Origin of the sequence: Saccharothrix saharensis (genome assembly GCF_006716745.1) — a bacterium.
GTDB classification, from domain to species: domain Bacteria; phylum Actinomycetota; class Actinomycetes; order Mycobacteriales; family Pseudonocardiaceae; genus Actinosynnema; species Actinosynnema saharense.
Window position 1 is genome coordinate 3,188,457 of record NZ_VFPP01000001.1, and the last position, 26,997, is coordinate 3,215,453.

The window sequence follows — 26,997 nt, forward strand, 5'->3', positions numbered from 1 at the left end:
TCGGCGGAACCGCTCGGTGGAACCGGTAAGAACGGCAGCACCGACGGAATACCCGGTGACCGGGAGCGCGCATGTGGACGGTTCTGATACCTATCGGTGCAGCGAGCGCCACCCTCGTACTCGTGCGGTATTACCGGTGTTTCCGGTGCGACTGCGGCCATTGCCGAAGTCGGTTCATCCTTCTTCGCCGCGCGCACGAACGGGTGTTGCGGCGGAAGAGGAGCACACGCCCATTGCAGAGGAAGAGAGTTGACCCAGATGGTGCTGCAGCCCTCGGACGCGGTCGAGCAGACGTCGTACATCCGGATCACGAGCGAGGCGGAGTTCAAGGAATCCGTGACCGCTGACGGCGACTACGAGATCACCTTCGACACGACGGCGACCGTGGCCCTGACGCCCGACGCGGCGGAGAAGCTGTACCGGATGCTCGGGGCGCGCATCCCGGAGCTGCGGCGACTGGCTGCCGCGATCAGCCTGAACTGACTCCGGTCCTCCAGGCGGACGGGCAGCGGCTTACCGGGGCTGCCCGTTCACCGGACGTCGCGCAGGAGCCGGACGGCTACTCGGCCGGGGCGAGGGACATCGGGCCGTAGACCTCGGACTCGCTGCGCAGCAGCGTCACCTGCGCGACGCCCGCCTCCCGCAGTTCGACCCACGCGGACGAGAACCAGTCCTCGGCGGCGGTCTGGTCGGGGAAGGCGGCCGCCGGGCCGTCGATCTCGTGGCCGTGCTCGTCCTGGTACCGCCACCGGTACTCCATGACGGACCTCCTCGCGCTGCTCCGTACGGGTAACGTTCCCGGTCAGGCTATGTCCTCACGGAACGGTTGGAGTGCGGTGTGACGCGTCGGACACTGGTGCTGGGCGGCGCGCGTTCGGGGAAGTCCGCCCACGCCGAAGGGCTGCTCGCCGAGGACGTCGTGACCTACGTGGCCACCGCGCGCCGCTACCCCGACGACGCCGACTGGGAACTGCGGATCGCCCAGCACGTCGCCCGCCGCCCCGCCACCTGGACCACGGTGGAGGCCCCCGCGCCCAGCGACCTGATCGCCCTGCTCACCGCCACCAGCGAGGTCGACCCGCCGATCCTGGTGGACGACGTGGCTACCTGGCTCAACGGCGTGCTGGACGACGCGGGCGCCTGGGAGGGCCACGGCATGGGCCAGGTCGAGGCCGAGTGCGCGGCGCTGGTCCGGGCGGTCGCGCACACCCGCGCCCGGTTGGTCCTCGTGTCGGCGGAGGTCGGCCTGGGCGTCGTGCCCGGCACGCACTCTGGCAGGCTCTTCCGCGATCACCTCGGCTCGCTCAACGCGCGGCTGGCCGAGGTCTGCGACGAGGTGCTGCTGGTCGTCGCCGGAATCCCACTGCGCTTGCGCGAACCCGGAGGTAGTCGGTGACCATCGAGTTCCCGTCCGTCGAGCCGCCGAGCGAGCACGCCCGCACCGAGGCGCTGGCCCGGCACGCCGTGCTCACCAAGCCGGTCGGCTCACTCGGCAGGCTCGAAGACCTCGGCGCGTGGGTGGCCGCCTGCCAGGGCGAGTGCCCGCCCCGCCCCTTCACCCGTCCCCGGGTGGTCGTGTTCGCGGGTGACCACGGCGTCGCCCAGCACGGCGTCTCCGCCTACCCGCCCGAGGTGACCGGCCAGATGGTCGCGAACTTCCTGGCGGGCGGCGCCGCGGTGAACGTCCTGGCCACCGCCGCCGGCGCCACCGTCCGCGTGGTCGACCTGGCCGTCGACTCCGACACCGCCGTCGGCGACTTCAAGGTCCGCCGCGGCTCCGGCTCCATCGACCGCGAGGACGCCCTGACCCGCGAAGAGGCCGAGCGGGCCGTCGAGGTGGGCCGCCGACTCGTGGACGACGAGGTCGACGGCGGCGCGGACCTCCTCATCGCCGGCGACATGGGCATCGGCAACACCACGCCGGCCGCCGTCCTCATCGCCGCCCTCACGGGCTCCGAGCCGGTCGCCGTCGTCGGTCGCGGCACCGGCATCGACGACCAGGGCTGGATGCGCAAGACCGCCGCCATCCGCGACGCCCTCCGCCGCGCCCGCCCGGTCATCAACGACCCGGTGGCGCTCCTGGCCGCCTCCTCGGGCGCCGACATCGCGGCCATGGCGGGTTTCCTGGCCCAGGCCGCCGTCCGCAAGACCCCGGTCATCCTGGACGGCGTGGTGGTCGGCGCGGCCGCCGTCGTCGCCGAAGAACTGGCCCCCGGCGCCCGCGACTGGTGGGTCGCCGGCCACCGCTCGGTGGAACCGGCCCACGCCCTCGCCCTGGGCCACCTGAGCCTCGACCCGCTGCTGGAGTTCGGCATGCGCCTGGGTGAAGGCTCCGGTGCCGTGGCCGCGCTCCCCCTGGTCGTGATGGCCACCCGCATCCTGGCCGAGATGGCGACCTTCGACAGCGCGGGCATCTCCGGGCCCGCCTGATGCGCCTGGCGCTGTCCTGGCTGACCGTCCTGCCCCTCCGCGTCGGCTCCGGCGAAGTCGACGCGCGGGCGGCACGGCGAGCCATCGCCTTCGCGCCCTTCGTCGGCCTCCTCCTGGGCGCCGCCGCCGTGGCCATCCTCCGGCTCCCCCTGCCCGACCTCGTCGCCGGCTTCCTGACCGTCGGCTTCCTCGCCCTGGCCACCCGGGGCATGCACCTCGACGGCCTGGCCGACACCGCCGACGGCCTGGGCTGCTACGGCCCGCCCGAACGGGCGCTCGCGGTGATGAAGGACGGCGGCGCGGGCCCGTTCGCGGTGGTCGCGCTCATCGTCGTGCTGGGCGCGGAGGCCGCCGCTCTGCCGACCGTCACCTGGGGAGCGGTGCTCCTGGCCCTGACCACCGGCCGGGCCGCGTTCGTGCTGTGCTGCCTGAGCGGCGTGCCGGCCGCGCGCCCGGAGGGCCTGGGCGCCCTGGTGGCGGGCACCCAGCCGCGCCGGGTCGCCGTGGGCTGGTGGACCGCGCTGGCCGCGGCCGGGTTCTTCGTGCACCCGTGGCACGGCCCCCTGGCCGTCGTCGTGGCCGCGGTCCTGGTCCTGCTCCTGATCGGGCACACGCGGAAGCGGTTCGGCGGGATCACCGGCGACGTCCTCGGCGCGGCGTGCGAAACGGCCACCCTCGCCGTGCTGGCCGTCACCGCCCTCTGACCGCCGCCCGGGCGGCTGCCCCCACGGGCAGCCCGCGGTGCCCGCACGTCCGGCCCGTTCGGCCCAGCGGGGCCCGGCCACCACAGTCCACAGTGGAATGCGAGCCGGCCCGCCGGTCGGGCCGGGGAGCACCACGATGGGGGGACGGATGCGAGGACGGTGGAAGGCCGGTTGGACGATGGCGGTACTGCTGGCCGTGGTGGCGATCGTCACGGGCGGCACGGGCGCGGCGTCGGCGGACCGACGTGCGCCACAGGCCGGGGAGGTCGCCGCTTCCCGGGCGACACCCGCGGTGCGGCACTTCGAGAACGTGCGGTTCCAGCGCTGCCTGGACGCCGACACCAACACCGGCGGCAACGGCGGCAAGGTGCAGCTCTGGGACTGCGGACCCTGGAACCAGCAGTGGTGGCGGTAGCCGCGTGACGCCCTGTGCCCGTCTCCCGGAGGAGGCGGGCACAGGGCTGCCGGCAGGTCCCGCCGGTCGTCAGTCGATCTTCGTCATCCACCCGTGCGGGTCGCCGACCAGGCCCTGCTGGATCCCCGTCAGGTGGTTCCGCAGCTTCATCGTCACCTCACCGGTGCGCCCACCGGAGATCGCGAACTCGCCGTCCGCGTGCTTCACGTGCCCGACCGGCGTGATCACCGCCGCCGTCCCGCACGCGAACACCTCGGTCAGCTCACCGGACTCCGCCTTCTTCTCCCACTCCTCCGTGGAGAACCGCCGCTCCTCCACCGCGTACCCGAAATCGGCCGCCAGCCGCAGCAGCGAGTCACGCGTGATCCCCGGCAGCAACGCCCCGGACAGCTCCGGCGTCACGACCCGCGCGCCCTCCCCCGAGCCCAGGACGAAGAACAGGTTCATCCCGCCCATCTCCTCGACCCACCGGCGCTCCACCGCGTCCAGCCACACGACCTGGTCACAACCCTGGTCGGCGGCCTGCGCCTGCGCCACCAGCGACGCCGCGTAGTTGCCCGCGAACTTCGCCGCACCGGTCCCACCGGGTGCCGCGCGCACGTACTCGGTCGACAACCACACCGTCACCGGCTTCAGCCCGCCCGCGAAGTACGACCCGGCGGGCGAGGCGATGAGCACGTACAGGTACTCCTTCGCCGGCCGCACGCCCAGCCCCTTCTCCGTGGAGAACAGGTACGGCCGCAGGTACAGCGACTCCTCGGGGATGGCGGGCACCCACCGCTCGTCGACGGCCAGCAGCTCCCGGATGGACTCCAGGAACAGCTCGTCGGGCAGCTCGGGCATCGCCAACCGGCGCGCCGACGCGCGGAAGCGCTCGGCGTTCGCCTCGGGGCGGAAGGACGCGATCGAACCGTCGGGCTGGCGGTAGGCCTTGAGCCCTTCGAAGATCGCCTGGCCGTAGTGCAGCACCATGGCCGCCGGGTCGAGCTCCAGCGAGTGGTAGGGCTCGACGACGGCGTCGTGCCAGCCCTGCTCCTGGTTCCAGCGGATCGTCACCATGTGGTCGGTGAAGTGCTGCCCGAAGCCCGGCTTGGCGAGTACCTCCGCAACGCGCTCCGGGGTCGCCGGCTGCGGGTTGGGGGTCCGGGTGAAAGGCAACGCGGTCGTCATGGCAGCACGATAGCCGCCGGTGGGACGTCAGAAAATCGCTGTCCCGACGCTCGGACATCCGACCATCCAAAAGAGCCGGGGAACACTCACGCCGGAGAACCGAGGAACCTTCGCGAACGCCTCACCCGACCGGCTGCCGCACCCGACCCAGCCCGAGCAACCCGGTGCCCACCGCGATCCCCAACCCGGTGATCACCAACGCCGTGGCGGGCGCGCTCATCGCCAGCAGCACCGACAGCCCGAGCCCCAGGCACGCCGTGCGCATCGGCCACGTCCGGTCCTCCTGCAACAACACCCGCGCCGACGCGTTCGTGAAGCCGTAGTAGAACGCCGTCCCGCACGCACCGACCGCCAGCGCCGTCGACGGCGGCAGCGCCACCACCGCGCCCACCGCCAGCGCCGCGCCCACCACCTCCAAGGGCCACCCGGCCCGGATCGCCGGCAGGTCACCCGTCTCGGTCAACCCGACCAACGTCCGCCGCGCCGACGCGAGCACGAAGAACAGCGACGACACCGCCGCCACCGCCGCGCCGACCGCGAGCACGGGCAGCAGCCACGCCCCGTCGGCCACGACCAGCGCGTCACGCAGCGGCGCGGGCGACAACGCCAACCGCGCCGACCCGAGCTGCCGCAGCAGCGCCGCGCCCACGCCGACACCCACCAGCAGCACCACACCGATCACCACGGGCACGGCCACGTGCAGCACGCGGGAGGAGAACACCTGGTCACCGCCTCGCGGCGCGGTCACCCGCTCGAACCCGACGAACGCCGCGAACAGCAGCAGCGCCGCTCCCATGACCCCGTCGAACCCCGGCCCACCAGCCGCTGGCCCGATCCCGCCGACCGCCGGGTTCTCCGGCGGCGCCACGGAGAAGCACACCAGCACCACCAGCGCGAGCACCCCGAGCACCACACCCGCGGCGGCCACGCTCACCCCGGTGCTCCAGCGGACACCGGCCGCGCCCAACGCCGCCGTCACCACGATCAGCCCCACGGCCGCCGCCGCCCGGTGCTCCGGCACGACGTACGCGCCGAACATCCCGGCCAGCGCCGCGGCCATCCCCGCTCTGCCCACCAGGTGCGCGCTCGCGCCGATGCGCGCGGGCCACGGCCCGAGCTGGTTCCGGATGTAGGCGTACCCGCCGGGGGCGTCCGGATACGCGCGGTGTTGGTCCGCGGTCGAGAACGCGCAGCACAACGCCGTCACGGCGGCTAAGAAGAGGCCGGGCAGGAACCAGGGGCCCGCCACGGCCGCGGCGGGGGCGAAACCGGTGAACACACCGGCCCCCAACGTCGCGCCGAGGGCGAGCGCCACGGCTCCGGCACGGGGCGTGATTGTCACCGGTACACAGTCTCAGATCAACCGGGTGACCGCGAACGCCCGGCCGGTTGACCCCCGTTCGTGTTAATTGTTACTCATTGCGATCGAAGGTGCGGCGGCCATCAGTGTGAACGCGACCTTTAGCATTCGTCAGATCATCCCCATCCCGCCGCACGACCAGGAAGCGCCGGGAGGACCCCGTCAAGGAGCCGCAGTGACCGCGCCGAAGCTGGCCATCACCGACAGTGACCCGAGCAGCACCACCGCCGACGCCGTTGTGGTGGGCACAGTCCAGGGACCGGACGGCCTCGCCCTCGCCGCCGGCTCCGAGGCGGTGAACGCCGCGTTCGACGGCGCGCTGCTGGACGTGCTCGACGCCGTCGGCGCGAGCGGCAAGGCCGAGGAGGTCGTCACCGTGCCCGCGCTGGGCAAGCTCAGCGCGCGCGTCGTGCTCGCCGTGGGCCTCGGCAAGCCCGCCGACGACGGTTCGGTCACCGAGGAGCAGGTGCGCCGCGCGTCCGGCGCCGCCGCCCGCGCCCTCTCCGGCCGCAAGCGCGCGGTCACCACGCTGAGCACCCTGCACCTCGGCCCCGCCGTCGAGGGCACGCTGCTGGGCGCGTACTCGTTCACGGCCTACAAGTCGAACAAGGGCGACGGCCCGGTCGCGCGCGTCGACCTCGTCGCGCCGGCCGAGGGCAACATCCGTGCGCACCGCGCGACCCTCAAGGCGTCCACCGCGATCGCCGAGGCCGTCACCGCGACCCGCGACCTGGTGAACACCCCGCCGAACGACCTGTTCCCCGCCTCGTTCGCCGAGCGCGCCGCCGCCCTGGCCAAGGCCGAAGGCCTCGAGGTCGAGGTGCTGGACGAGAAGGCGCTGCGCAAGCAGGGCTTCGGCGGAATCCTCGGCGTCGGCGGCGGCTCCAGCCGTCCCCCGCGCCTGGTGCGCATCACCTACCGCGGCCCGAAGGCGGGCAAGAAGGTGGCGCTGGTCGGCAAGGGCATCACGTTCGACACCGGCGGCATCTCGATCAAGCCCGCCGCGGGCATGGACGAGATGACCTCGGACATGGGCGGCGCGGCGGCCGTGATCGCCACCGTCGTGCTGGCCGCGAAGCTGAAGTACCCGCTGGAGGTGACCGCGTGGGCCCCGATGGCGGAGAACATGCCGTCGGGCACCGCCTACCGGCCCGGTGACGTGCTGACCATGTACGGCGGCAAGACCGTCGAGGTGCTCAACACCGACGCCGAGGGCAGGCTGATCCTGTCCGACGCGATCGTGCGCGCCTGCGAGGACGCCCCGGACTACCTGATCGAGACGTCCACGCTGACCGGCGCGCAGGTCGTGTCGCTGGGCAAGCGGACGGCCGGTGTGATGGGCACCGAGGAGTTCCGCGACCGCGTGGCCGCGATCGGGCGCGCGGTGGGTGAGCAGGCGTGGGCCATGCCGCTGCCGGACGAGCTGCGCGGCGACCTCGACTCGAAGGTGGCCGACATCGCGAACGTGGCCGGGCACCGGTTCGGCGGCATGCTCGCCGCGGGCGTGTTCCTGCGGGAGTTCGTGGCCGAGGGCGTGACGTGGGCGCACATCGACGTGGCGGGGCCGTCGTTCCACACCGGTGGGCCGTACGGGTACACCACCAAGGGCGGCACCGGCGTGCCGGTGCGCACCCTGGCGGCGGTGCTGGCGGACATCGCGGCGAACGGCTGAGCCCGCGAGTCGTGGCTCGTGATGGTCAGTTCGCCACGCTGATCGCCTGACGGACGGTTCCCGGGTCGGCCAGGCAGCGCACCACCAGCGCTGCCAGGTCGGCCCGGGACACCCGCATGCCCCCGCGCACGTTGGTGCCCACCGCGGTGCGGTACGCGTCCGTGCGCGGACCGTTCGTGAGCTGGGGCGGGCGGACGATCGTCCACTCCAGACCGCTCGCGCGCACGACGTCCTCCATCCGCGCCATGTCACCCCACGGGTGCCTGAGCACCCGGCGCAGGACCGGCTTGACCAGGTAGCGGGTGAACGGGTCGTCGCCGTCGGTCACCATGCCGCTGTTGCTGACCACGACGAGCCGGCGCGCGCCGTGCGCCTTCATCGCCAGGACGACCGACCTCGTGCTGTCCGTCTGCACGGAGGTCGGCGCGAGCGCCGCCCGCGGGCCGATCGCCGAGACGACGGCGTCCGCGCCGGCCACGTGCGGTCCGATCGAGTCGGGGTCCATCACGTCGGCGACCGTGTCGCGGCCGTTGCGCGTGCGCACGATCGCGGTGACGTCGTGCCCCGCTCCCCGGGCCAGCTCGACGATCTTCGAGCCGGTGCCCCCGCTCGCGCCCAGAACCGTGATGCGCATGGCTCCACCCTTCGGTTGGTGAGTACTCACTAACCTCTAGGATAGCCCCATGACCACACGCGACCGCATGCTCGACGCGGCGGCCCACGTCATGCGCACCAAGGGGCTCGCGCGGGCGACCACGAAGGAGATCGCCAAGGCGGCGGGCTTCTCCGAAGCGGCGCTCTACAAGCACTTCGCGGACAAGACCGAGCTGTTCCTGTCCGTGCTGCGGGAACGCGCGCCGAGCGACCTGACGGGGCTGCTGGCCGGGCTGCGGGCAGGACGCGGCGAGGTGCGGGAGACGTTGGTCGGCATCGCGCGGGCCGCGATCGCGTTCTACGGCGAGACGTTCCCGATCGCCGCGTCGATCTTCTCCGAGCCGGCGTTGCTGGCGGCGCACCGGGACGCGCTGAAGGTGCACGGCGTCGGTCCGGCGACCGTGCCGGAGACGTTGGCGCGGTACCTGGAGGCGGAGCGGGAGCTGGGGCGGTTGCCGGCGGGCGTCGACCCGGGGTCGGCGGCGGACCTGCTGCTGGGCGCGTGCCACTACCAGGCGTTCCTGGGATTCTTCTCGGACCGGCCGGGAGATCCGGAAGCGCTGGTGAGGACGTTGTGGGACGGGATCAGGCAGGCCTGAGGGCAGGTTCGGGGCCGGACCCGGAGGCAGGCCGGAGGTCAGGCGCCCTGGTTCTTGCGCCGCGAGTACTCCCGCATCCGCTTCGGGTAGCCCACGATGCCCGCGTCGTAGATCGGGATCTCCAGCTTCTTGGCCAGCTTCTTCGCGCCCTCGGTGCCGTCGATCCGGCGGCGCGTCCACTCGCCGTCGTGCGCCACGAGCACGATCGTGGTGTCCGTCACGGTCGTCTTCGGCTCGACGTACGCCTCGACGCCCCGACGCGCGGCGGCCCACCGCTCCAGGTGGCCGGTGTCCGTGGACGTGGCCGATCTGAGCACGCCAGGCCGCTGCTTCCTGCGAAAACGGTCGAACAGCCCCACCGGGCCACCTCCTGCAAGGACTTCTGCCGACCATGGTGCCGGCGCCCGTGTGAAGGTGGGGGCAAATCGCCCCAAGACCGACACCGCGTCGCGGCCGTTCGCGCGGTAGTGACAAGATGGCAACCACACGCGCGCACCCGCGCGGAGTAAGGCATCAAGCTCTCCAGGGAGATTCCGTGACCGACACCTCCGCCGACCTTGTGATCCTCGGTGGCGGCTCGGGCGGCTACGCCTGCGCGTTCCGCGCGGCCGAGCTCGGCCTGTCCGTCATCCTGGTCGAGAAGGACAAGCTGGGGGGCACGTGCCTGCACCGCGGCTGCATCCCCACCAAGGCGCTGCTGCACGCGGCGGAGGTCGCGGACAACGCGCGCGAAGGTGACCAGTTCGGCGTGAAGTCCTCGCTGGAGGGCATCGACATCGCGGGCGTCAACTCGTACAAGGACGGCGTGGTCAGCCGCCTCTACAAGGGACTCCAGGGCCTGGTCAAGGCCAACAAGGTGACCCTGGTCGAGGGCGCGGGCACGTTCGTCGGCCCGAACACCGTCGAGGTGGACGGGCAGCGCTACACCGGCAAGAACGTGGTCCTGGCGACCGGCTCGTACGCGCGCAGCCTGCCCGGCCTGGAGATCGGCGGCCGGGTCATCACCAGCGACCAGGCGCTCAACCTGGACTTCATCCCGGAGAAGGTCGTCGTGCTCGGCGGCGGCGTGATCGGCGTCGAGTTCGCCAGCGTGTGGGCCTCCTTCGGCGCGGACGTGACCATCGTGGAGGCGCTGCCCCGCCTGGTCCCGGCCGAGGACGAGTACGCGTCCAAGCAGCTTGAGCGCGCCTTCCGCCGCCGCGGCATCAAGTTCAAGACCGGCGTGAAGTTCACCGGCGCGACGCAGAGCGAGTCGGGCGTGTCGGTCACGCTCGAGTCCGGTGACGTGCTGGAGGCCGACCTGCTGCTGGTGGCCGTCGGCCGCGGGCCGAACACGGCCGGCCACGGTTACGAGGAAGCGGGCGTGCAGATGGAGCGCGGCTTCGTCATCACCGACGAGCGGCTGCGCACGAGCGTCCCGGGGGTGTACGCCGTCGGCGACATCGTGCCCGGCCTGCAGCTCGCGCACCGGGGCTTCCAGCAGGGCATCTTCGTCGCCGAGGACATCGCCGGGCAGAACCCCAAGGTCATCGACGAGGCCGGCATCCCGCGCGTCACCTACTGCAAGCCCGAGGTCGCGTCCGTGGGGCTGACCGAGGCCGCGGCCAAGGAGAAGTACGGTTCCGCGGAGACGTTCGTCTACGACCTCGCGGGCAACGGCAAGAGCCAGATCCTGAAGACCGCCGGCGGTGTCAAGCTCGTGAAGGCACCCGACGGCCCGGTGGTCGGTGTCACCATGGTCGGCGAGCGGGTCGGCGAGCTGATCGGTGAGGCCCAGCTCATCTACAGCTGGGAGGCCTACCCCGAGGACGTGGCTCCGCTGATCCACGCCCACCCGACCCAGACAGAAGCCCTCGGCGAGGCTTTCCTCGCCTTGGCCGGCAAGCCGCTGCACGTGCACGGCTGACCGTCGCACCCCAGTCAGCCGATCCCCGACCCACGCACGAGGAGTCAGCGAACGATGGCCTTCTCCGTCCAAATGCCCGCACTCGGCGAGAGCGTCACCGAGGGCACGGTCACCCGCTGGTTGAAGCAGGAGGGTGACCGCGTCGAGGTCGACGAGCCCTTGCTGGAGGTGTCCACCGACAAGGTCGACACCGAGATCCCGTCGCCCGCGGCGGGCGTGCTCCAGAAGATCGTCGCCCAGGAGGACGAGACCGTCGAGGTCGGCGCTGAGCTCGCCGTCATCGGTGACGGTTCGGACTCCGGGGCGTCGTCCGACGCGTCCGACTCGACCGCCGGTGACGCTGCCGCGCCGGCCGAGGAGGCGCAGCCGGAGCCGCAGTCCGAACCCGAGTCCCAGTCCGAGCCGCAGTCCGCGCCCGAGCCCGAGGCGGAGGCCGCGCCGGCCCAGTCCGGCGGGTCGGCCGAGGGCACCCCGGTGACCATGCCCGCGCTGGGCGAGAGCGTCACCGAGGGCACCGTGACCCGGTGGCTCAAGGCCGTCGGCGACTCGGTCGAGGTCGACGAGCCGCTGCTGGAGGTGTCCACCGACAAGGTCGACACCGAGATCCCGTCGCCGGTGGCGGGCACCCTGCTGGAGATCACCGCCGGTGAGGACGAGACCGTCGAGGTCGGCGGTCGGCTCGCGGTGATCGGTTCGGGTTCGCCGGCGCCGGCGGCGCAGGAAGCGCCGAAGCCGGAGCCGAAGCAGGAGGCTCCCCGGCAGGAGGCCCCGAAGCAGGAGGCGCCCCAGCAGGAAGCCCCCAAGCAGGAGGCACCCAAGCAGGAGGCTCCCGCGCCGAAGCAGGAAGCTCCCAAGGCCGAGCCGGAGGCCGAGTCGAATGGTGCGCCCTACGTGACGCCCCTGGTGCGCAAGCTCGCCTCGGAGAACGGCATCGACCTGGCCACGCTCAAGGGCACGGGTGTCGGCGGCCGGATCCGCAAGCAGGACGTGCTCGCGGCGGTCGAGGCCAAGAAGGCCCCGAAGCAGGAGGCGCCCCAGCCGGCGGCGTCGGCCCCGGCCCAGCGCGTCGCGTCGGCCCCGGCCGACACCAGCGGCAAGCGCGGCACGGTGCAGAAGCTGCCCCGGCTGCGGCAGATCGTCGCCCAGCGCACGCGGGAGTCGCTGCAGGTCTCGGCGCAGCTCACGCAGGTGTTCGAAGTGGACGTCACCAAGATCGCCCGGCTGCGGAACAGGGCCAAGGCCGCGTTCGAGCAGCGCGAAGGCACGAAGCTGACGTTCCTGCCCTTCTTCGCCAAGGCGGCGGTCGAGGCGCTCAAGCAGCACCCGGTGCTGAACGCGTCGATCGACGAGGAGAAGAAGGAGGTCGTGTACCACGGTGCCGAGCACCTGGGTATCGCGATCGACACCGAGCGGGGCCTGCTCAACGCGGTCATCGCGAACGCGGGTGACCTGAACCTGGCCGGCCTGTCGCACAAGATCGGTGACCTGGCGGCGCGGGCGCGGGCCAACAAGCTCACGCCCGACGAGCTGACCGGCGGCACGTTCTCGCTGACCAACCTGGGCAGCAACGGCGCGCTGTTCGACACGCCGATCATCCAGCAGCCGCAGGTCGGCATCCTGGGTGTGGGCGTGGTCAAGAAGCGGCCCGTGGTGATCACGGACGAGAACGGTGACGACACCATCGCCATCCGGTCCATGGCCTACCTCGCGCTGACCTACGACCACCGGCTGGTGGACGGTGCGGACGCCGGTCGGTTCCTCACGACCGTGAAGAACCGGTTGGAAGAAGGGTCGTTCGAGGCCGACCTCGGGCTCTGAGAGTCGAATGACCGGAAGCCGCTCCCCGGGTGGGGGGCGGCTTTTGGTTTCGGCGAAGATAAAAGATCAGAAGACTGAAGATTCCTCGCCGGACGGGCGGATCAGCAGGATGGCAACCAAATCCGTTGTCGGCTCCTGTCGGGTTGGTGGTGGTCAGGGTTACGTGTCATCCCACCGACCGACCTCCGGGCTACCACACGCGGCAGGGCGAAGCCAGGTCGGCGGGATGACACGAATCCCTGCTTCGGGAAGTCGCGGTGAGGTGGCGGGGGTGACACGGTTGCCGCTGTGCAACCGGTGGCGTGCTGCGAGACGATCAACGCATGCGGGTTGTCATCGCGGGATCGTCGGGGTTGATCGGCACCAGTGTGGTCGCCGCGTTGCGCGGTGGGGGGCACGAGGTGCTGCGGCTGGTTCGGCGGCGGCCGTCCGGGCCGGATGAGCGCGGGTGGGATCCGCCGGCCGGGCGGATCGACGGTGGGGCGCTGGACGGGGTCGACGCGGTGGTCAACCTCTGTGGGGCCGGGGTCGCGGACAAGCGGTGGAGTGACGCGCGCAAGCAGGTGTTGTTGGACAGTCGCACGGTGCCGACGGAGGTGTTGGCGGCGGCTGTGGTGGAGCACGGGGTGCCCGTGTTGGTGAACTCCAGCGCGGTGGGGTACTACGGCGACACCGGGGACGAGGTGGTCGACGAGTCGAGCCCGTCGGGGACGGGGTTCCTGGCGGGGCTGTGCCGGCAGTGGGAGGCGGCGACGGCCGGTGCGGAGGGGCACGCGCGGGTGGTGAAGATGCGGACCGGGTTGGTGATCAGTCCGTCGGGTGGTTTGTTCGGGAAGATCAGGCCGTTGTTCTCGTTGTTCCTGGGTGGGCGGTTGGGTGATGGGCGGCAGTACATGCCGTGGATCTCGTTGGACGATGTGACGGCGGCGATCCAATTCTTGGTGGAGAACGACGTGTCGGGGCCGGTGAATGTGACGGCGCCCGGTCCGGTGACCAATGCGGAGTTCACGCGGACGGTCGGTCACGCTTTGCGCCGACCCACGCCGTGGGTGGCACCGACGTTCGCGTTGAAGGCCGTGTTGGGCGAGATGGCGGAGGAGGGGCTGTTGGCCGGGCAGCGGGCGGTGCCGCGGGTGTTGGAGCAGCGGGGCCTCCAGTTCCTGCACCCGGCGCTCGGGGCGGCCGTCGCGGCGGCCGTCGAGAGGTGATGGGCGTGCTGGTCGGCGTCGTGCTGGCGCTGGCCTCGATGGTGTTGGGGCTCACGGTCCGGCACGAACCCCCCGCGGTGGACGAAGGGCTGCGGCGGGGGGCGGTGGCGTTGGGGCCGGGGTTCGTGGACGTGTCGGCGGTGGTGAGCTTCGTGCTCAGCCCGGGGCTGGCGACGATCGCGTTGGTCTCGTTGGTGTTGCGGGCGTTCCTCGCGAAGGACCCGTTGTTGGCGCGGTGCGCGGTGCTGTTGGCGGTGTGCTGGTCCACGGTCCTCGCCCGGTACTGGTACCAGCGGGTCCGGCCGATCGAGTTCCCGAAGTGGGCGTACCCGAGCGGGCACGTCACGGCGGTCACGTCGGTGGCGTTCACGGGGGTGGTGCTGTGCGCGTGGTTGGCCCGCCGGTGGTTGAAGGTCGCGGTGGTGCTGGCGTGCACGGCGGTGGTGGTGACGGCGGCCAGCCGGGTGGTGTTGGAGATGCACTGGTTCACCGACACGGTGGGTGCGGTGCTGGCGGTGGTCGGGGTGGGCCTGGTCGTCTCCCGTGCCCTTCGGCTGGTGCCCGTGGGCGTAGTGTCGAGACGTGAGCAGTCCTGACCTTTCCTGCCGCACCTCGACGGACCCGATCGAGGTGCGCGAGCTGGGCACCATCGACTACCTGGCCGCGTGGGACCTGCAGCGGGAGCTCGCCGAGGCGCGGGCGAACGGCGCGATCGGCGACACGATGCTGCTGCTGGAGCACCCGCCCGTCTACACGTGCGGTCGGCGCACCGAGGCCGAGGAGCGGCCCAGGGGTGGCGACGTGCCGGTCATCGACGTGGACCGGGGCGGGAAGATCACCTGGCACGGGCCGGGGCAGTTGGTGGGCTACCCGATCGTGGGGCTGGCCGAGCCGTTGGACGTCGTGCAGTACGTGCGGCGGTTGGAGCAGGCGTTGATCCACGTGTGCGACCACTTGGGTGTGCGCACGGGGCGGGTCGAGGGGCGCAGCGGTGTGTGGCTCCCGGCTGACGACCGGGGTGGCGAGCGCAAGGTCGCGGCGATCGGGATCCGGGTGCAGCGCGGCGTCACGATGCACGGGTTCGAGATCAACTGCGACGCGGACCTGGCGGCGTTCGGCGACATCATCCCGTGCGGGATCAGGGACGCGGGGGTGGCGTCGCTGTCGCACGAGCTGGGACGTGACGTGACGGTGGCCGAGGTGCTGCCGTTGGTCCGTCGGGCGGTGGTGGACGCGTTGAACGGCGACCTGCCCGTGACCGATCGGACGATCGTGCGGGAGCAGCCGGTGGCGGCCGGGGTGACGTTCGCGGTCCGGGCGGGCTGACGGGTCTACCCTCTGGAGTTCCGGAATTACGGACAACTGGAGGGAGATCGTCGTGCTCCTGACTCGACGGCACCTGTTCCGAGCGTGCGGGGTGGCCGGTGCCGTGACGGTGCTGCCCGGCGTCGCGTCCGAGAGCTGGTTCGACTGGATGCGGGCGAACCGGCGGCACGTGGCGGTGGTGCTCGACGGGCGTGGTGGGCGGGTCGCGCACCGGCCGCACGAGCGGCAGCCGTTGGCGGCGGTTCGGGTGCTGTCGCACCTGGCCGCGTACGCGGGGGGTGGTGTCGCGGCGGACGAGAGGGTGCGCGTCCGGGAGTGGGAGCAGTACCACCTGGGTTTCGACGGTGGCGCGCACCAGGCGGCGTTGCGGGCGTTGGGGCTCACGTCCACGAACGGGGTGGTGGCGGACGAGCCGCAGCGGTTCGTGACGGTGGGCGAGCTGGTGTCGGTGATGGTCCGGCACGGCGACCTCGCGGCCGGCGACTGGCTGGGGCGGCGGTTGGGGGTGGCGGTGCCGGCGTTCGCGGCCGAGGTGTTGCGGTTGGTGCTCGGGCGGTCGGTGGAGGTCGAGCGGTACGTGGACGATCCGCGGTTGCGGCTCGAAGTGCTCGGGCGGTTCCCCGACGTGACGGACGAGAAGCGTCGTTCGTGGGCGCTGGGGACGTGGGCGGGCACGGCGGCGGAGGTCAACCGGATGTGCCGGAAGGTGCTCGACGGTGTGGTGGTGGGAGTGCTGCCGGGGATCGTGGCGGTCGGCTTGAACGTGCCGGAGGGCAGTGCGGCCGTGCTGGTCGAAGAGGTCGACGAGGGGTGGCAGGCGCGGGCCGGGGAGTTGGCCGGGTTGGCGCGCAGGGCCTTGGTGGAGGCCGCTGTGCTGCGGGAATTCCAGGTGGGCCTCTCGTAGGATGACCGCGGTGGACCTGGTGCAGCGACTTGCCGAGCTGGAACAGCGCGTGGCCGCGTTGGAGGGCGACGAGCGGGACGCGCTCGCGGGTGCCGCGGCGGGTGACAGCCCGGTGTCGTGGCGGGTGGACGTGACGCCGGAGCACGTGCTGTCGTTGCCGGACCGGCCCCGGATCGAGGTGCTGTCCGCGTTGGCGCACCCGGTGCGGGTGGAGATCGTGCGCACCCTCCTGGCGCGGGGCGGGCAGCCCGCGACGGCGTTGCAGCAGGCGGCCCGGTTGGGGTCGACCGGCCAGCTGTACCACCACTTGAAGGCGTTGACCGCGTCCGGCGTGGTGGAGCAGGACAAGCGCGGGAGCTACCGGTTGCGGCAGGCCGCGACCGTGCCCGTGCTCGTCCTGCTCACCGCCGCGTCGGACGTCGCCGGTCAGCTCCGGAGCTGAGGCGCGACGGCCTGCGCGATGAACTCCACGTGGTCGAGGTCGGCGAGGTCGAGGACCTGGAGGTAGGCGCGGCTGATGCCGGTCTGCTCGCGCCACGAGCCCAGCTTGTCGACCACCTCGTCCGGCGTGCCGGCCAGGCCGTTCTCGCGCAGCTCGGCCACGTCGCGGCCGATGGCGGCGGCCCGGCGGGCGACCTCGGCGTCGTCACGGCCCACGCACACGACGAGCGCGGCGGAGCGGGTGACCTCCTCCGGGTCGCGGCCGATGTCGGCGCACGCGGCGTCCACGCGGGCCAGCACCTCGACGGCGTCCGCGACGGGCTGGAACGGGAGGTTGAACTCGTCGGCGAACCGGGCGGCCAGCGCGGGCGTGCGCTTGCGTCCCGTGCCGCCGACCAGCACCGGGATGCGTTGCGCGGGCTTGGGGAGCGCGGGCGAGTCGGTGAGGGTGTAGTGCTTGCCGGAGAAGTCGTAGGTCTGGCCGACGGGCGTGTTCCACAGGCCGGTGATGATCTCCAGCTGCTCCTCGTACCGCTCGAAGCGCTCGCGGGTCGCGGGGAACGGCAGGCCGTAGGCGGTGTGCTCGTCCTCGAACCAGCCCGCGCCGAAGCCGAACTCGACCCGGCCGCCGGACATGTGGTCCACCTGCGCCACCGAGATGGCCAGCGGGCCGGGGTGGCGGAAGGTGGCGGCGGTCATCAGCGTGCCGAGGCGGATCGTGCTCGTGTCACGGGCGAGGCCCGCCAGCGTGATCCAGGCGTCGGTCGGGCCGGGCAGGCCGTCGCCGTCACCCATCTTGAGGTAGTGGTCGGAGCGGAAGAACGCGCCGTAGCCCGCGGCCTCGGCGGTGCGCGCCACCGCCAGCAGGTCGTCGTAGGAGGCCCCTTGCTGAGGCTCGGTGAAGATGCGGAGTTCCACCCGGTTGACGCTAGTCCGACGGGTCGGCCCGCCGCGATTCGAGTGCCTTCACCGGCGGCGGGACCGTGAGCGCTTGTCCTCGACGGGCGGTGGGACGTCGGTCCGGACCCGGAGGCCTTCCACCACGCGGACGATGGTGCGTTCGACCTCGGCGCTGGCCTTGCGGGGGTCGGACGCGCCGGCGATCGTGCTCGCGCCCGCGGACAGCGCGCCGAACAGCAGGCGGCTCATGGTCTCGACGGGCAGCTGTTCCAGTTCGCCGGAGGTGACCAGGACCTCGATCGTGGAGCGCAGCAGGCCGTAGCTGAAGTGCTCCTCCGCCTCGCGCCAGCGCTCCCAGCCCATCACCACCGGCGCCTCGTGGATGACGATCCGCTGGTAGGCGGGCTCCAGGCAGACCCGCACGTACGCGCGCAGACCCGCGATGGCGGTCTCCCACGGGTCGCCGGGCGCGCTCACGATCTCGCCGAGCTTCTCGATGAACTTCGTCTCGACCGAGTCGAAGGCCGCCTCGAACAAGGCCTGCTTGCCGCTGAAGTGGTGGTAGAGCGCGCCCTTGGTGAGGCGGGCCCGCTTGGCCACCTCGTCCAGCGAAGTGCCCGCGTAACCGCGTTTGGTGAACAGCTCCACGGCACTGTCGACGAGCGCCTGCCTCGTCGACTCCGAGTAGTCCAACCGCCTCGACCGCACTGTCACCACGTTCACAACCGTACGACATACCGACGGTACGTACTCGTGGTATGTTCGTCTCATACCGGCGGTATGCGAAAGACCTGGGGTATGACGCCGGTCACCACAAGAGGAGGGCGTGATCATGAGCTGGTCCGACTTCTACCGACGGCGCGACGCGCTGGACGCCGTGCTCCGCGCCGCGGCGGGGGATCCCGCGGCACCCCTGGCGTTCGACCGCGACCTGTTCGCCACCGAGGACGAACTGCTCCTGGCCCTGCACTACCGCTGGATGCAGCAGCTCACCGGACGGCTCGGCGCGGCTCTGGAGGACAGCGACGACCGGGTCGAGACCGTCGCCCGCACGTGGCGGGCGCTGGCCGCCGAACAGCCCGTGCTGCGGGCCGTGCTCGACGCGCACCTGACGTCCACCGAGGCGATCGAGCGCGAGCAGCGCATGCTGGCCCTCACCGCGGGCCTGGCCGAGCTGTCCGAGCCCGCCGCGGAGATCGCCCGGGTCGGCGCGGCGTTCGCGAACCTGGTCCGCACGCGGCCGGGCGTCGTGGCGGGCCGGCACCGCAGGCTCGCCAAGAGCGCCTGACCGCCTGGTAGGTATTGACCCATGCCGAAGTGGAACGCCCGGAAGTGGGACACCGCGGACATCCCGGACCAGAGCGGGCGCACCGCGCTGGTCACCGGGGCCAACTCGGGCCTCGGCCTGCGCACCGCCGAGGTGCTGGCGGGCAAGGGCGCGCGCGTCCTGCTGGCCTGCCGGTCCCCCGAACGGGGGCAACGCGCGTTGGAACGCGTGCTCGCCACCGGCGGCAAGGCCGAGCTGGTGCCGCTGGACCTGGCCGACCTGGCGTCGGTCCGCGCGGCCGCCGCACAGGTGCGCGAGCGCACCGGTGACGCGCTGGACGTGCTGGTCAACAACGCGGGCGTGATGGCGGTGCCGCTGGGGCGCACCGCCGACGGCTTCGAGCGCCAGTTCGGCACCAACCACCTCGGCCACGCCGCCCTGACGTGGCTGCTGATGCCCGCGCTGCGCACGCGGCCGGGCGCGCGTGTCGTCACCGTGTCGAGCCTGCTCCACCAGATCGGCCGGGTGGACCTGGCCGACCCGAACTACGAGGTGCGCCGGTACACGGCCTGGGGCTCGTACGGGCAGTCCAAGCTCGCCAACCTGCTGTTCGCCAGGGAGCTGGACCGGCGCACGCGCGCGGCGGGCCTGGACGTGACGTCCGTCGCCGCGCACCCCGGCATGACGGCCACCGAGCTGAGCGCCAACATGGCGCGGGCGAGGCGCAACCCGCTGCTCGGGCTCGGCACCAGGATCAGCGACTTCTTCTCCCAGTCGGTCGAGGTCGGGGCGTTGCCGCAGCTCTACGCGGCGACGTCGCCGGACGTCGAGCCGGGCGGCTACTACGGGCCGGACGGGTTCCGCGAGACGCGCGGTCACCCGGCCCGCGCGGGGTCCACCACCGCGGCCCGCGACGAGCTCGCGGCCAGCCGGTTGTGGGACTTGACGGCCAAGCTCACGGGCGTCGCACCCGACCCCTCGTGACGTAGGGTTGAGGTCGTGACCGTCGTACCTGAAGGTCGGAAGCTGCTGCGGCTGGAAGTCCGCAACAGCCAAACGCCCATCGAGAAGAAGCCCTCGTGGATCAAGACCAAGGCGAAGATGGGCCCCGAGTACCGGGAGCTCAAGGGCCTGGTCAAACGCGAGGGCCTGCACACGGTGTGCGAAGAGGCCGGTTGTCCCAACATCTACGAGTGCTGGGAAGACCGGGAGGCCACCTTCCTGATCGGTGGCGAGCAGTGCACCCGTCGCTGCGACTTCTGCCAGATCGACACCGGCAAGCCCGCCGACCTCGACCGCGATGAACCGCGTCGGGTGGCGGAGTCCGTGCAGGCCATGGGTCTGCGCTACTCGACCGTGACCGGCGTGGCGCGCGACGACCTGGAGGACGGCGGGGCGTGGCTGTACGCCGAGACCGTCCGCCAGATCCACGCGATGAACCCCGGCACCGGCGTCGAGCTGCTGATCCCGGACTTCAACGCGGTGCCCGAGCAGCTGGCCGAGGTGTTCTCGTCGCGGCCCGAGGTGCTGGCGCACAACCTGGAGACCGTGCCGCGCATCTTCAAGCGCATCCGGCCGGCGTTCCGCTACGAGCGGTCGCTGGAGGTCATCACCGCCGCCCGCGAAGCCGGGCTGGTGACGAAGTCCAACCTGATCCTGGGCATGGGCGAGACCCCGGACGAGGTCACCGAGGCGTTGAGCGACCTGTACGACGCGGGCTGCGAGATCATCACCATCACGCAGTACCTGCGGCCCTCGCCCCGGCACCACCCGGTGGAGCGGTGGGTCAAGCCGGAGGAGTTCGTGACGCACAAGGAGACCGCCGAGCAGATCGGTTTCTCCGGTGTCATGGCCGGCCCGCTGGTCCGCTCGTCCTACCGCGCCGGCCGGCTGTACGCGCAGGCCGTGCAGAAGCGCGGGGACGTGCTGCCGGAGAACCTGCGCCACCTGCTGGAAGCCGGTGGCGCGGCGCAGGAGATCACCTCACTGCTGTCGGCTCGCTGACCACCACGCCGTCCAGCGCCCGGACGTAGTCGGAGCCGAAGGCGCTGGACGGCGTGTGCGCGCCGGGGGTCGTGCCCGCCAGGCGCTGGACCGCACGGACCACGGAGTCGGCGGTCAGGTCGTAGGCGTTCGGGCCGGAGAGCGCGGCCCGCACGCGGTGGCCCTCGCCGTCCCAGACCTCGCCGAAGACCTCGCAGCGGGTCCTGGCCCTGGTGGCCGCGTTCGGGCCGCCGATGCGCTTGGCCAGCGCCCGGCCGAGCCGTTGCGCGGCGGTGGTGCGCAGCAGTGGCGCGGTGAGCGGCTGGAGCTTGCCCAGCGCGCCCGGGATGGTGGTGAACGTGGTGACGTTCGGGATGCCGGTGGACCGGTAGGCCGTGCTCACGTCGCCCCACGGGATGGCGCCGACCTCCCTGGGCCGGTCGCGGAACTGGGCCGTGCGGCGGCGGTGGCCCAGCGGGACGTCGCGGATCACGCCGTCCACGCGCGCCCGTCCCCCGCCGCCCGAGCCTTCGACGGCGGTCATCGCCGTGCCCGCGCTCGCGCCGCCCTGGACCAGGAACGCGAGGTCGAGGTGCGTGGCCGTGGGGAGGGCGTCGTGCAGCAGGGCGGCGAGGCAGTCGGTGGGCACGACGTCGAACCCCGCGCCGGGCAGCAGCACCACGCCGGCCCGCTTCGCGTCCTCGTCCCGCCGGCTGACGGCTTCGAAGACGTCGATTTCACCCGTGATGTCGACGTAGTGCGTCCTGGAGTCCAGGCAGGCGTCGACCACGGGCCCCGAGGTCGAGGAGAACGGCCCGGCGCAGTGCGCGACCGCGTCCACGTCCGCGAGCGCCCGCGCCGCTTGGTCGAGGCCGAAGACCCGGTGCTCCAGGCCGAGCCGGTCGGCCAGGGGCCGCAGCTTGGCCGCGTCCCGCCCGGCGAGCACCGGCCGCAGCCCGCGCCGCACCGCCAGTTCCGCGACGAGCGTGCCGGTGTACCCGTAAGCGCCGTAGACCATCCACCTCATGGGGTAGAAGCTACTCGTAGGTAGCTACGGGGACGAGTCGCGCCGCACGACGACGCTCCCGGCCACGCACAGCAACCCGACCACGATGACCGGCGCGGCCCACGCCAACCGCTCCATCCGCAGCCGGCCGCAGATCTCGACGAACGCCGGCCCCTCGGCCTCGACCACCACGGCGTCGTACCCCATGCCCACGCTGTTCCCGCAGGACACCGCGACGCCTTCCGGCGAGTCCGCGGACAGGGGCAGCAGCATGATCAGCAGCCCGGCCAGGAAGAACGCGGCACCGACCACCGCGATGACCGTCCTGGGCGACATGCGAGGAAGTTACGCTTTCGCCCCGCCGCGGGGTAGGGGGATGTCACATAGGGAGATCCGGTTAGCAACCCCTAATCGGCCATTCGGCCCACGTGGGGCAAGCGGACGCCTCTCTGCGCCGAACGGTCCCGCCGCGTTTCGCCTCGACCTGTCGCACCATTCGCCGACGGCGGCAGCTTCAGCAACTCTTCAGGAAACGATCACGCCCGAAAAACGATAATCACCACATCGAGTGACTTGCTTTTCCGTAGTGCCACTCACTACGCCCAACGCCGCGCCCCAGCGTGGTCTTCGCACCTCATCACCCCCGTCCACACCTCACCGCCGCTGAGCTCACCCCACTTGCCGCTCGCCGACCGACCCGCCCGTTCCACCCGTCCGCGGGCCACGGTGAATGCACACGCCGAACTCTTCCTCGCCGTTCCGCCGCGCCCGAAAAGGAGTTCCGACCGCCATGAACACCGTCGAAGACGACACCCTGCTGACCGTTCTGGAACGTCGCCTGGCCGCCGCGCTGGGCGGCAGCACCCGGTTCGGCCACCTCGCCCTCCGCTGGCCCGCCGCCGCCGCACCACGAGCAGGCGACACGGTCTCGTTCCGCAGCAACGACGTCGGCGGCTACGGCCCGGTTCCGCTGGACCCGACCCTGGACGTCACCGCCGTCACCACCCGCTTCGCCCGCATCCCGGAGTTCGCCCGGACCGACGAGCTCAAGCAGTCCCGCCTGATCCCCTGCGCCGACCCGGCCCGCGAACAACTGCTCACCGCCCCGATCCCGATGGACCGCTGGGTCGCCTTCGACACCACCATCGGCGACCGGACCTACCACCTGCGCGAGGGCCGCTGGCACGGGACGGCCTGACCGGTGGTCGACCGCGTCACGGCTCGTGCTTGATGGTCTTCATGGTCAGGTGCGAGTCGACGCGGCCGATGCCGGGTGTGTCCTCGAGCCGGTCGGTGACGAAGCGCTCGAACGAGTCGAGGTCGGCGGTCGCGATGCGGAGGAAGTAGTCGGGCAGGCCGAACATCCGGCGGAACTCCACTACCTCGGCGTAGCCCGCGACCAGTTCCTCGAACCGGGCGACCGTGGCGCGGTCCTTGACGGCCAGGTCGACGTTGACGATCACCTCGAACGCCCGGCCGGTCCGGACCGGGTCGACGCGGGCGTGGTAGCCGGTGATCACGCCGTCCCGTTCGAGGCGGCGCACCCGGCGCAGGCAGGGTGCCGGAGTCAGGCCGACCCGGTCGGCGAGTTCGGTGTTGGTGAGCCGGGCTTCCGCGCGTAGCTGCTCGATTATTGCGCGATCGATGCTGTCCACGCCGGATTATTGCTCCGCGAAGCCCGGTCGAACAATTCCCGCAATCGCGTTGCCCGAGTCCTTGGCTACCGTTGCCGACATGGCGACGATCTCGGAGCTGTACCACTACCCGGTGAAGGGCTGCGCCGGAATCCGCCTCCGGTCCGGCCGGCTCGGCCACGCCGGCCTCGAACACGACCGCCGCTACCTCGTCACCGACCTCTCCGGCACCTACCGCTCCCAACGCCGCGACCCGCTGCTGGCCACGATCCGGCCGACCGTCGACCCTGATCGGCTCACCCTGGCCGCGCCCGAGGCCGGCAGCATCGCCGTGCCGATCGACACGACCTCACCACGACGTCCGGTCACGTTGTTCGGCTCGCGCTACACGGGCATCGACCAGGGCGACCCCGTCGCCGCCTGGCTGACCGCCGTCCTCGGCGCACCGAGCCGGCTCGTCCTGGCCCCGCCCGAACACCACCGCGTCACCGACGGCCGCACCGCGGGCACGTCGGCCTACGCCGACAGCTGCCCGGTGCACCTGCTCTCCGCCACCTCGCTGCACGCCCTGAACGCCCGGATCACCGCCAACGGCGGCCACCCCGTCCCGGCGAGCCGCTTCCGCCCGAACATCGTCGTCGACGACTGGCCCGCGCACGAAGAGGACCACGCCCTCCACCTGACCACCGGAACCGTCGAACTGGCCTACGCCAAACCGGCCATCCGCTGCGCCGTCACCACCGTCGACCAACCGACCGGCACCCGGGCCGGCCCGGAACCACTGCGCACCCTCGCCGCGTACCGCCGCACACCGGCCGGTGTCGCGTTCGGCGCGAAGTACGCCGTCCTCGTCCCGGGCCACCTCTCCGTGGGCGACGACTTCATCCCCACCACCCGCTCCGAGCCGGACCTGTCCGGCATCACCGAAACCGCCGTCATTCCGTGACGGGTCGCTTCACGCCTGGCCTACGAACACGGCCTTGTCCGAGCCGAAAGTGGGCTGCAAGGTGATCTGGAGTTCGCCGGGCTGCGCACCGACGGAGAAGGCCGTCTCGTACGTGTAGGTCTTGCCGGGCAGCACCGTGGCGTTCCCCGCACCGCCGTTTCCGCACCCACCACTGGAGTCGAACACCGTTTCCGCTTTCCGCCCGTCGAATTGCGCATCGCTGCCGAACGAGAGGAGTCCGGCGTCGAACGACTTGTCGGTGCCGTTGGTGACGGTCACGGTCACCTTGGTCGCGCGAGCGATGTTCGGCGGTGCCGCGTACTCGCCGGGCGTGCACGGCGTGGGCGCGGAGACCTCGACGGCCAAGCCGTCGGCCCAGGTGTAGCGCTGTCCCCAAGTGGGCGGCGCCTGCGCCGCCCCGGGCTTCGGCTCGACCGGCGCGGCACTGTCCACACCGCCGCTGACCTGCCCTTGGTTGGTCGAGCCGTTGATGATCTCGTCGAGTTCCTCCACCGCCGCTTGCTGCACCATGACGGTGAAGACGATCCCGAGCACGCAGAGCACCACACCGATCACCGCGACGATCTTCTTGGTGCCGAAGAGCGCGATGAACCCGAGGACCAGACCGACGCCGGCGACGACTGCGGTCAGGTTGTTGAGGATGATGATCGGCGAACCGACAATGCCCACTACACCCAGAATCAGGGCCGCCCACGCGAGCGCGGCGAACTTGGTCGGCTTCGCCGCCACCGGCTGGGGATAGGGCTGGGGGTGGGAGATCTGCTGGTGTTCCACGGCGCACTTCCTCGAATTCGATGTACGCCCGATCATCGCGAGTGCCCGAACGCACGTTACAACGCGTGCCGGACCGTTATCCCGACAACCCGATGTAACGCACATGCCCTTTTCCGCGATGCGCCGCCCAGATGAAGGTGAGCTTTATTCGACATGTGTGTCGCGGATCCACCCGAGGTACCCGGACTACTCCACTGCGTCGAAGGCCGAGCGCCAGGGATAGCCGGCCATCACCGTGCTCCCGGTTCTCGGCGGGTGCGGTTGGAAGCCTCCCGCGCCGAACAGCACCTTCACGCCCGAGGCAGAGAAAGGCGACGCAGTGCCCGCGAACACGATCCCGCAAGCCGCCCTGGACTACGCCGAGATGGGCCGGCCCGTCCTGCCCAAAGCCATCTGGCACAACGGTCACTTCGCCGATCCGGCGGACGAGTCCCGTGTCATCGACCCCTGTCTGCGACCGTCCGACGAGGCGACCACAAATGCCCGCCGTGTGCGCGACTGGTGGTCGGGGCCCGGACTGCACCGGCCCAACGTCCTCACGGTCACAGGCTCTCGCCTGGGCGCGTTCATGGTGGCCGAGAGCCTCGTGATGACGTTGGCCGACGACCCGCGGTCGCCGCCTCACCGACGCCGGTCCTCGCGTGCCCGAACATGCCGATCGCCTCCTTCCTGGTCCACCCGCCCGTGCCGTCGGTGCTCCTGAGCGCCCGGGCTCGGGTGGGGCCGCGGGAATGCCCATCCCGCTACCCCCGAGTGCCCTGGACACCACACCGGTGATGTGGCTGGTGACGCCCGAACAGGCAGGCAACCGCCTGATGCCCGCCGACGCGCTGGCGGACCTGATCCACGAGCACGAGAGGAAAGCCGCGTGAACGCGCACGAGATCGCCCGCCAGGAAGCCCCACGCCTGTTCGCCATCGTCGAGGAGTACGAAGACCCGAAGGACGTCCGCGTCGCCGGCTACGGCGTGGCCTACGACGACCGGGCCGACGCCAACTCCGTCGAGGTCGACTTCCGGCTCACCTCCGACAGCCCCAACCACGCGCGAACCGTGTTCGAGATCAGCTCCCCGATCAGCCGGAGCACGACGAGCACACGTGATCTGGCTGGACGAAACCTGAGAGCACGCGACAGGACCACCGCGACGCTCCCAGGGCGAAGCGAAGGCGCCAAGCGCTGAAGTGGAGCCCGCCGCCGTGGGGCCAGGGGCGAGAGCCCCGGCAGGGGTCCGGGGGGCGGAACCCGCCGGGCGGGGTCTGGGGGTTGCACCCCGGGTGACGCGGTGGGCGCGGCAGGATTCGAACCTGCGACCGCTCGGGTGTAAACCGAGTGCTCTTCCGCTGAGCTACGCGCCCGGGGCAGCGCCGGTGGTGAGGCGGCGCCGGGAAGGTATCAGGACAGGGCGGCGACGGCCTTCTTCCAGGCTTCCTGGTCGCGGGGTTCGCCCGGGGCGTTCACCTCGGCGTAGCGGACCACGCCGGCGGTGTCGATGAGGAACGTGCCGCGGTTGGCGAGACCGGCCTGCTCGTTGAACACGCCGTACGCCCGGGCGACCTGCCCGTGCGGCCAGAAGTCCGACAGCAGCGGGAACTGGTAGCCCTCTTGGGCGGCCCACGCCTTCAAGCTGAACGGTGTGTCCACGGACACGCCGATGACCTGCACGTTCTCGTCCTCGTAGGCGGCCAGCTCGTCGCGCACCTGGCACAGTTCACCGGTGCAGATGCCGCTGAACGCGAACGGGTAGAACACGAGCAGCACGTTGCGCTCCCCGCGGAACGAGGACAGCGTCACGGGCTGCTTGTTGTAGTCGTTGAGCGTGAAGTCAGGGGCCTGAGCGCCAACCTCGACCAATGCAACCC

At 71.6% G+C, this 26,997-nt stretch carries 32 protein-coding genes and 1 tRNA gene; 20 read left to right on the top strand and 13 right to left on the bottom strand.

What is annotated here, in order from left to right; genetic code table 11:
- Positions 1-249: 249 nt before the first annotated feature.
- On the top strand, positions 250-483 hold the full coding sequence (locus FHX81_RS13305) for a hypothetical protein (protein WP_141978325.1): 234 nt from the start codon (positions 250-252) through the stop codon (positions 481-483).
- 76 nt (positions 484-559) lie between these two features.
- On the opposite strand, the gene FHX81_RS13310 is transcribed toward FHX81_RS13305, so the two are convergent.
- Positions 560-760: a hypothetical protein gene (locus tag FHX81_RS13310; RefSeq protein ID WP_141978327.1), complete on the bottom strand. Its 201-nt coding sequence runs from the start codon at positions 758-760 to the stop codon at positions 560-562.
- 78 nt (positions 761-838) lie between these two features.
- On the opposite strand from FHX81_RS13310, the gene cobU reads away from it, so the two are divergent.
- The 4 genes from cobU (at position 839) to FHX81_RS13330 (ending at position 3,549) form a co-directional block, all read left to right on the top strand.
- A complete protein-coding gene (gene cobU, locus FHX81_RS13315; RefSeq protein WP_141978329.1) occupies positions 839-1,396 on the top strand; it encodes a bifunctional adenosylcobinamide kinase/adenosylcobinamide-phosphate guanylyltransferase in 558 nt (185 codons plus the stop codon).
- Positions 1,393-2,430, top strand: a complete 1,038-nt coding sequence (gene cobT, locus FHX81_RS13320) for a nicotinate-nucleotide--dimethylbenzimidazole phosphoribosyltransferase (RefSeq protein WP_141978331.1) — start codon at positions 1,393-1,395, stop codon at positions 2,428-2,430. The genes cobU and cobT overlap by 4 nt, the downstream gene beginning before the upstream one ends.
- A complete protein-coding gene (gene cobS, locus FHX81_RS13325; RefSeq protein WP_141978333.1) occupies positions 2,430-3,134 on the top strand; it encodes an adenosylcobinamide-GDP ribazoletransferase in 705 nt (234 codons plus the stop codon). Before cobT ends, cobS begins: the two co-directional genes overlap by 1 nt.
- Before the next feature lie 178 nt (positions 3,135-3,312).
- Entirely contained in the window at positions 3,313-3,549 is a 237-nt protein-coding gene (locus tag FHX81_RS13330; RefSeq protein ID WP_141978335.1) for an RICIN domain-containing protein, read from the top strand.
- 69 nt (positions 3,550-3,618) lie between these two features.
- Here the strand turns inward: FHX81_RS13330 and FHX81_RS13335 are convergent, their stop codons facing one another.
- Together FHX81_RS13335 and FHX81_RS13340 are read right to left on the bottom strand one after the other, a co-directional pair.
- Positions 3,619-4,719 (bottom strand): branched-chain amino acid aminotransferase, encoded by a 1,101-nt coding sequence (locus tag FHX81_RS13335; protein ID WP_141978337.1) that lies wholly within the window; start codon positions 4,717-4,719, stop codon positions 3,619-3,621.
- A 121-nt stretch (positions 4,720-4,840) separates the two neighbouring features.
- A complete protein-coding gene (locus tag FHX81_RS13340) occupies positions 4,841-6,061 on the bottom strand; it encodes an APC family permease (protein ID WP_141978339.1) in 1,221 nt (406 codons plus the stop codon).
- Between the two features lie 193 nt (positions 6,062-6,254).
- Between FHX81_RS13340 and FHX81_RS13345 the strand changes: the two genes are divergently transcribed.
- Positions 6,255-7,751, top strand: coding sequence for a leucyl aminopeptidase (locus FHX81_RS13345; RefSeq protein WP_141978341.1), 1,497 nt, complete (start codon positions 6,255-6,257; stop codon positions 7,749-7,751).
- Positions 7,752-7,776: 25 nt separating this feature from the next.
- Here the strand turns inward: FHX81_RS13345 and FHX81_RS13350 are convergent, their stop codons facing one another.
- Positions 7,777-8,385 carry an NAD(P)-dependent oxidoreductase gene (locus FHX81_RS13350; protein ID WP_141978343.1) on the bottom strand — a complete coding sequence of 203 codons (609 nt, stop codon included), beginning with the start codon at positions 8,383-8,385 and terminating at the stop codon, positions 7,777-7,779.
- Between the two features lie 49 nt (positions 8,386-8,434).
- Between FHX81_RS13350 and FHX81_RS13355 the strand changes: the two genes are divergently transcribed.
- Positions 8,435-9,004 carry a TetR/AcrR family transcriptional regulator gene (locus FHX81_RS13355; protein WP_141978345.1) on the top strand — a complete coding sequence of 190 codons (570 nt, stop codon included), beginning with the start codon at positions 8,435-8,437 and terminating at the stop codon, positions 9,002-9,004.
- 38 nt (positions 9,005-9,042) lie between these two features.
- Here the strand turns inward: FHX81_RS13355 and FHX81_RS13360 are convergent, their stop codons facing one another.
- A complete protein-coding gene (locus FHX81_RS13360; RefSeq protein WP_141978347.1) occupies positions 9,043-9,363 on the bottom strand; it encodes an oxidoreductase in 321 nt (106 codons plus the stop codon).
- A gap of 176 nt (positions 9,364-9,539) precedes the next feature.
- On the opposite strand from FHX81_RS13360, the gene lpdA reads away from it, so the two are divergent.
- The 7 genes from lpdA (at position 9,540) to FHX81_RS13395 (ending at position 16,608) form a co-directional block, all read left to right on the top strand.
- Positions 9,540-10,910, top strand: coding sequence for a dihydrolipoyl dehydrogenase (lpdA, locus tag FHX81_RS13365; protein ID WP_141978349.1), 1,371 nt, complete (start codon positions 9,540-9,542; stop codon positions 10,908-10,910).
- 54 nt (positions 10,911-10,964) lie between these two features.
- Entirely contained in the window at positions 10,965-12,728 is a 1,764-nt protein-coding gene (gene sucB / locus FHX81_RS13370) for a 2-oxoglutarate dehydrogenase, E2 component, dihydrolipoamide succinyltransferase (protein ID WP_141978351.1), read from the top strand.
- Positions 12,729-13,051: 323 nt separating this feature from the next.
- Positions 13,052-13,936 carry a TIGR01777 family oxidoreductase gene (locus tag FHX81_RS13375; RefSeq protein WP_141978353.1) on the top strand — a complete coding sequence of 295 codons (885 nt, stop codon included), beginning with the start codon at positions 13,052-13,054 and terminating at the stop codon, positions 13,934-13,936.
- A 5-nt stretch (positions 13,937-13,941) separates the two neighbouring features.
- Complete coding sequence (locus tag FHX81_RS13380) at positions 13,942-14,532, top strand: phosphatase PAP2 family protein (protein WP_246107796.1); 591 nt, start codon at positions 13,942-13,944, stop codon at positions 14,530-14,532.
- The gene (lipB, locus tag FHX81_RS13385) at positions 14,519-15,262 is read left to right on the top strand and encodes a lipoyl(octanoyl) transferase LipB (protein WP_141978357.1); all 744 of its coding nucleotides are present in this window, start codon (positions 14,519-14,521) and stop codon (positions 15,260-15,262) included. The genes FHX81_RS13380 and lipB overlap by 14 nt, the downstream gene beginning before the upstream one ends.
- Positions 15,263-15,314: 52 nt before the next feature.
- Positions 15,315-16,166, top strand: a complete 852-nt coding sequence (locus FHX81_RS13390) for a hypothetical protein (protein WP_141978359.1) — start codon at positions 15,315-15,317, stop codon at positions 16,164-16,166.
- A 1-nt stretch (position 16,167) separates the two neighbouring features.
- On the top strand, positions 16,168-16,608 hold the full coding sequence (locus FHX81_RS13395) for an ArsR/SmtB family transcription factor (protein ID WP_141978361.1): 441 nt from the start codon (positions 16,168-16,170) through the stop codon (positions 16,606-16,608).
- On the opposite strand, the gene FHX81_RS13400 is transcribed toward FHX81_RS13395, so the two are convergent.
- Together FHX81_RS13400 and FHX81_RS13405 are read right to left on the bottom strand one after the other, a co-directional pair.
- Positions 16,593-17,525: an LLM class F420-dependent oxidoreductase gene (locus FHX81_RS13400; protein WP_141978363.1), complete on the bottom strand. Its 933-nt coding sequence runs from the start codon at positions 17,523-17,525 to the stop codon at positions 16,593-16,595. The two genes, FHX81_RS13395 and FHX81_RS13400, sit on opposite strands and share 16 nt — an antisense overlap.
- Before the next feature lie 48 nt (positions 17,526-17,573).
- Positions 17,574-18,215, bottom strand: a complete 642-nt coding sequence (locus FHX81_RS13405; RefSeq protein WP_170232416.1) for a TetR/AcrR family transcriptional regulator — start codon at positions 18,213-18,215, stop codon at positions 17,574-17,576.
- Positions 18,216-18,339: 124 nt separating this feature from the next.
- On the opposite strand from FHX81_RS13405, the gene FHX81_RS13410 reads away from it, so the two are divergent.
- The 3 genes from FHX81_RS13410 to lipA are packed head-to-tail and all read left to right on the top strand — an operon-like array spanning position 18,340 to position 20,778.
- A complete protein-coding gene (locus FHX81_RS13410; RefSeq protein ID WP_141978365.1) occupies positions 18,340-18,795 on the top strand; it encodes a hypothetical protein in 456 nt (151 codons plus the stop codon).
- Between the two features lie 21 nt (positions 18,796-18,816).
- Positions 18,817-19,758, top strand: a complete 942-nt coding sequence (locus tag FHX81_RS13415) for an oxidoreductase (protein WP_141978367.1) — start codon at positions 18,817-18,819, stop codon at positions 19,756-19,758.
- Between the two features lie 15 nt (positions 19,759-19,773).
- Positions 19,774-20,778 (top strand): lipoyl synthase, encoded by a 1,005-nt coding sequence (gene lipA, locus FHX81_RS13420; RefSeq protein ID WP_141978369.1) that lies wholly within the window; start codon positions 19,774-19,776, stop codon positions 20,776-20,778.
- On the opposite strand, the gene FHX81_RS13425 is transcribed toward lipA, so the two are convergent.
- Together FHX81_RS13425 and FHX81_RS13430 are read right to left on the bottom strand one after the other, a co-directional pair.
- The gene (locus FHX81_RS13425; protein WP_141978371.1) at positions 20,753-21,784 is read right to left on the bottom strand and encodes a saccharopine dehydrogenase family protein; all 1,032 of its coding nucleotides are present in this window, start codon (positions 21,782-21,784) and stop codon (positions 20,753-20,755) included. The two genes, lipA and FHX81_RS13425, sit on opposite strands and share 26 nt — an antisense overlap.
- Positions 21,785-21,808: 24 nt before the next feature.
- The gene (locus tag FHX81_RS13430) at positions 21,809-22,099 is read right to left on the bottom strand and encodes a hypothetical protein (RefSeq protein ID WP_141978374.1); all 291 of its coding nucleotides are present in this window, start codon (positions 22,097-22,099) and stop codon (positions 21,809-21,811) included.
- A gap of 454 nt (positions 22,100-22,553) precedes the next feature.
- Here FHX81_RS13430 and FHX81_RS13435 point away from each other — a divergent pair, with 454 nt between their 5' ends.
- On the top strand, positions 22,554-22,961 hold the full coding sequence (locus tag FHX81_RS13435) for a TIGR04141 family sporadically distributed protein (RefSeq protein ID WP_170232041.1): 408 nt from the start codon (positions 22,554-22,556) through the stop codon (positions 22,959-22,961).
- Between the two features lie 16 nt (positions 22,962-22,977).
- Here FHX81_RS13435 and FHX81_RS13440 read toward each other — a convergent pair whose 3' ends face one another.
- The gene (locus tag FHX81_RS13440) at positions 22,978-23,418 is read right to left on the bottom strand and encodes an Lrp/AsnC family transcriptional regulator (RefSeq protein ID WP_141978378.1); all 441 of its coding nucleotides are present in this window, start codon (positions 23,416-23,418) and stop codon (positions 22,978-22,980) included.
- A gap of 79 nt (positions 23,419-23,497) precedes the next feature.
- On the opposite strand from FHX81_RS13440, the gene FHX81_RS13445 reads away from it, so the two are divergent.
- The gene (locus tag FHX81_RS13445) at positions 23,498-24,343 is read left to right on the top strand and encodes an MOSC domain-containing protein (RefSeq protein WP_141978380.1); all 846 of its coding nucleotides are present in this window, start codon (positions 23,498-23,500) and stop codon (positions 24,341-24,343) included.
- A 9-nt stretch (positions 24,344-24,352) separates the two neighbouring features.
- On the opposite strand, the gene FHX81_RS13450 is transcribed toward FHX81_RS13445, so the two are convergent.
- Positions 24,353-25,138: a hypothetical protein gene (locus tag FHX81_RS13450; protein WP_141978382.1), complete on the bottom strand. Its 786-nt coding sequence runs from the start codon at positions 25,136-25,138 to the stop codon at positions 24,353-24,355.
- 868 nt (positions 25,139-26,006) lie between these two features.
- On the opposite strand from FHX81_RS13450, the gene FHX81_RS13455 reads away from it, so the two are divergent.
- On the top strand, positions 26,007-26,318 hold the full coding sequence (locus FHX81_RS13455) for a hypothetical protein (RefSeq protein WP_141978384.1): 312 nt from the start codon (positions 26,007-26,009) through the stop codon (positions 26,316-26,318).
- Positions 26,319-26,421: 103 nt separating this feature from the next.
- Here FHX81_RS13455 and FHX81_RS13460 read toward each other — a convergent pair.
- Together FHX81_RS13460 and FHX81_RS13465 are read right to left on the bottom strand one after the other, a co-directional pair.
- A tRNA-Val gene (locus FHX81_RS13460) sits at positions 26,422-26,493 on the bottom strand.
- A gap of 37 nt (positions 26,494-26,530) precedes the next feature.
- Entirely contained in the window at positions 26,531-26,989 is a 459-nt protein-coding gene (locus FHX81_RS13465) for a peroxiredoxin (protein ID WP_141978386.1), read from the bottom strand.
- Positions 26,990-26,997 lie beyond the last annotated feature (8 nt).

Excerpts from the sequence above, each read along its gene's own strand:
- FHX81_RS13310 (WP_141978327.1), bottom strand. The coding sequence starts at position 760 with ATGGAGTACCGGTGGCGGTACCAGGACGAGCACGGCCACGAGATCGAC.
- cobS (WP_141978333.1), top strand. The coding sequence starts at position 2,430 with ATGCGCCTGGCGCTGTCCTGGCTGACCGTCCTGCCCCTCCGCGTCGGC.
- FHX81_RS13330 (WP_141978335.1), top strand. The coding sequence starts at position 3,313 with ATGGCGGTACTGCTGGCCGTGGTGGCGATCGTCACGGGCGGCACGGGC.
- FHX81_RS13335 (WP_141978337.1), bottom strand. The coding sequence starts at position 4,719 with ATGACGACCGCGTTGCCTTTCACCCGGACCCCCAACCCGCAGCCGGCG.
- FHX81_RS13350 (WP_141978343.1), bottom strand. The coding sequence starts at position 8,385 with ATGCGCATCACGGTTCTGGGCGCGAGCGGGGGCACCGGCTCGAAGATC.
- FHX81_RS13355 (WP_141978345.1), top strand. The coding sequence starts at position 8,435 with ATGACCACACGCGACCGCATGCTCGACGCGGCGGCCCACGTCATGCGC.
- sucB (WP_141978351.1), top strand. The coding sequence starts at position 10,965 with ATGGCCTTCTCCGTCCAAATGCCCGCACTCGGCGAGAGCGTCACCGAG.
- FHX81_RS13375 (WP_141978353.1), top strand. The coding sequence starts at position 13,052 with ATGCGGGTTGTCATCGCGGGATCGTCGGGGTTGATCGGCACCAGTGTG.
- FHX81_RS13395 (WP_141978361.1), top strand. The coding sequence starts at position 16,168 with ATGACCGCGGTGGACCTGGTGCAGCGACTTGCCGAGCTGGAACAGCGC.
- FHX81_RS13410 (WP_141978365.1), top strand. The coding sequence starts at position 18,340 with ATGAGCTGGTCCGACTTCTACCGACGGCGCGACGCGCTGGACGCCGTG.
- FHX81_RS13415 (WP_141978367.1), top strand. The coding sequence starts at position 18,817 with ATGCCGAAGTGGAACGCCCGGAAGTGGGACACCGCGGACATCCCGGAC.
- FHX81_RS13425 (WP_141978371.1), bottom strand. The coding sequence starts at position 21,784 with ATGAGGTGGATGGTCTACGGCGCTTACGGGTACACCGGCACGCTCGTC.
- FHX81_RS13430 (WP_141978374.1), bottom strand. The coding sequence starts at position 22,099 with ATGTCGCCCAGGACGGTCATCGCGGTGGTCGGTGCCGCGTTCTTCCTG.
- FHX81_RS13435 (WP_170232041.1), top strand. The coding sequence starts at position 22,554 with ATGAACACCGTCGAAGACGACACCCTGCTGACCGTTCTGGAACGTCGC.
- FHX81_RS13445 (WP_141978380.1), top strand. The coding sequence starts at position 23,498 with ATGGCGACGATCTCGGAGCTGTACCACTACCCGGTGAAGGGCTGCGCC.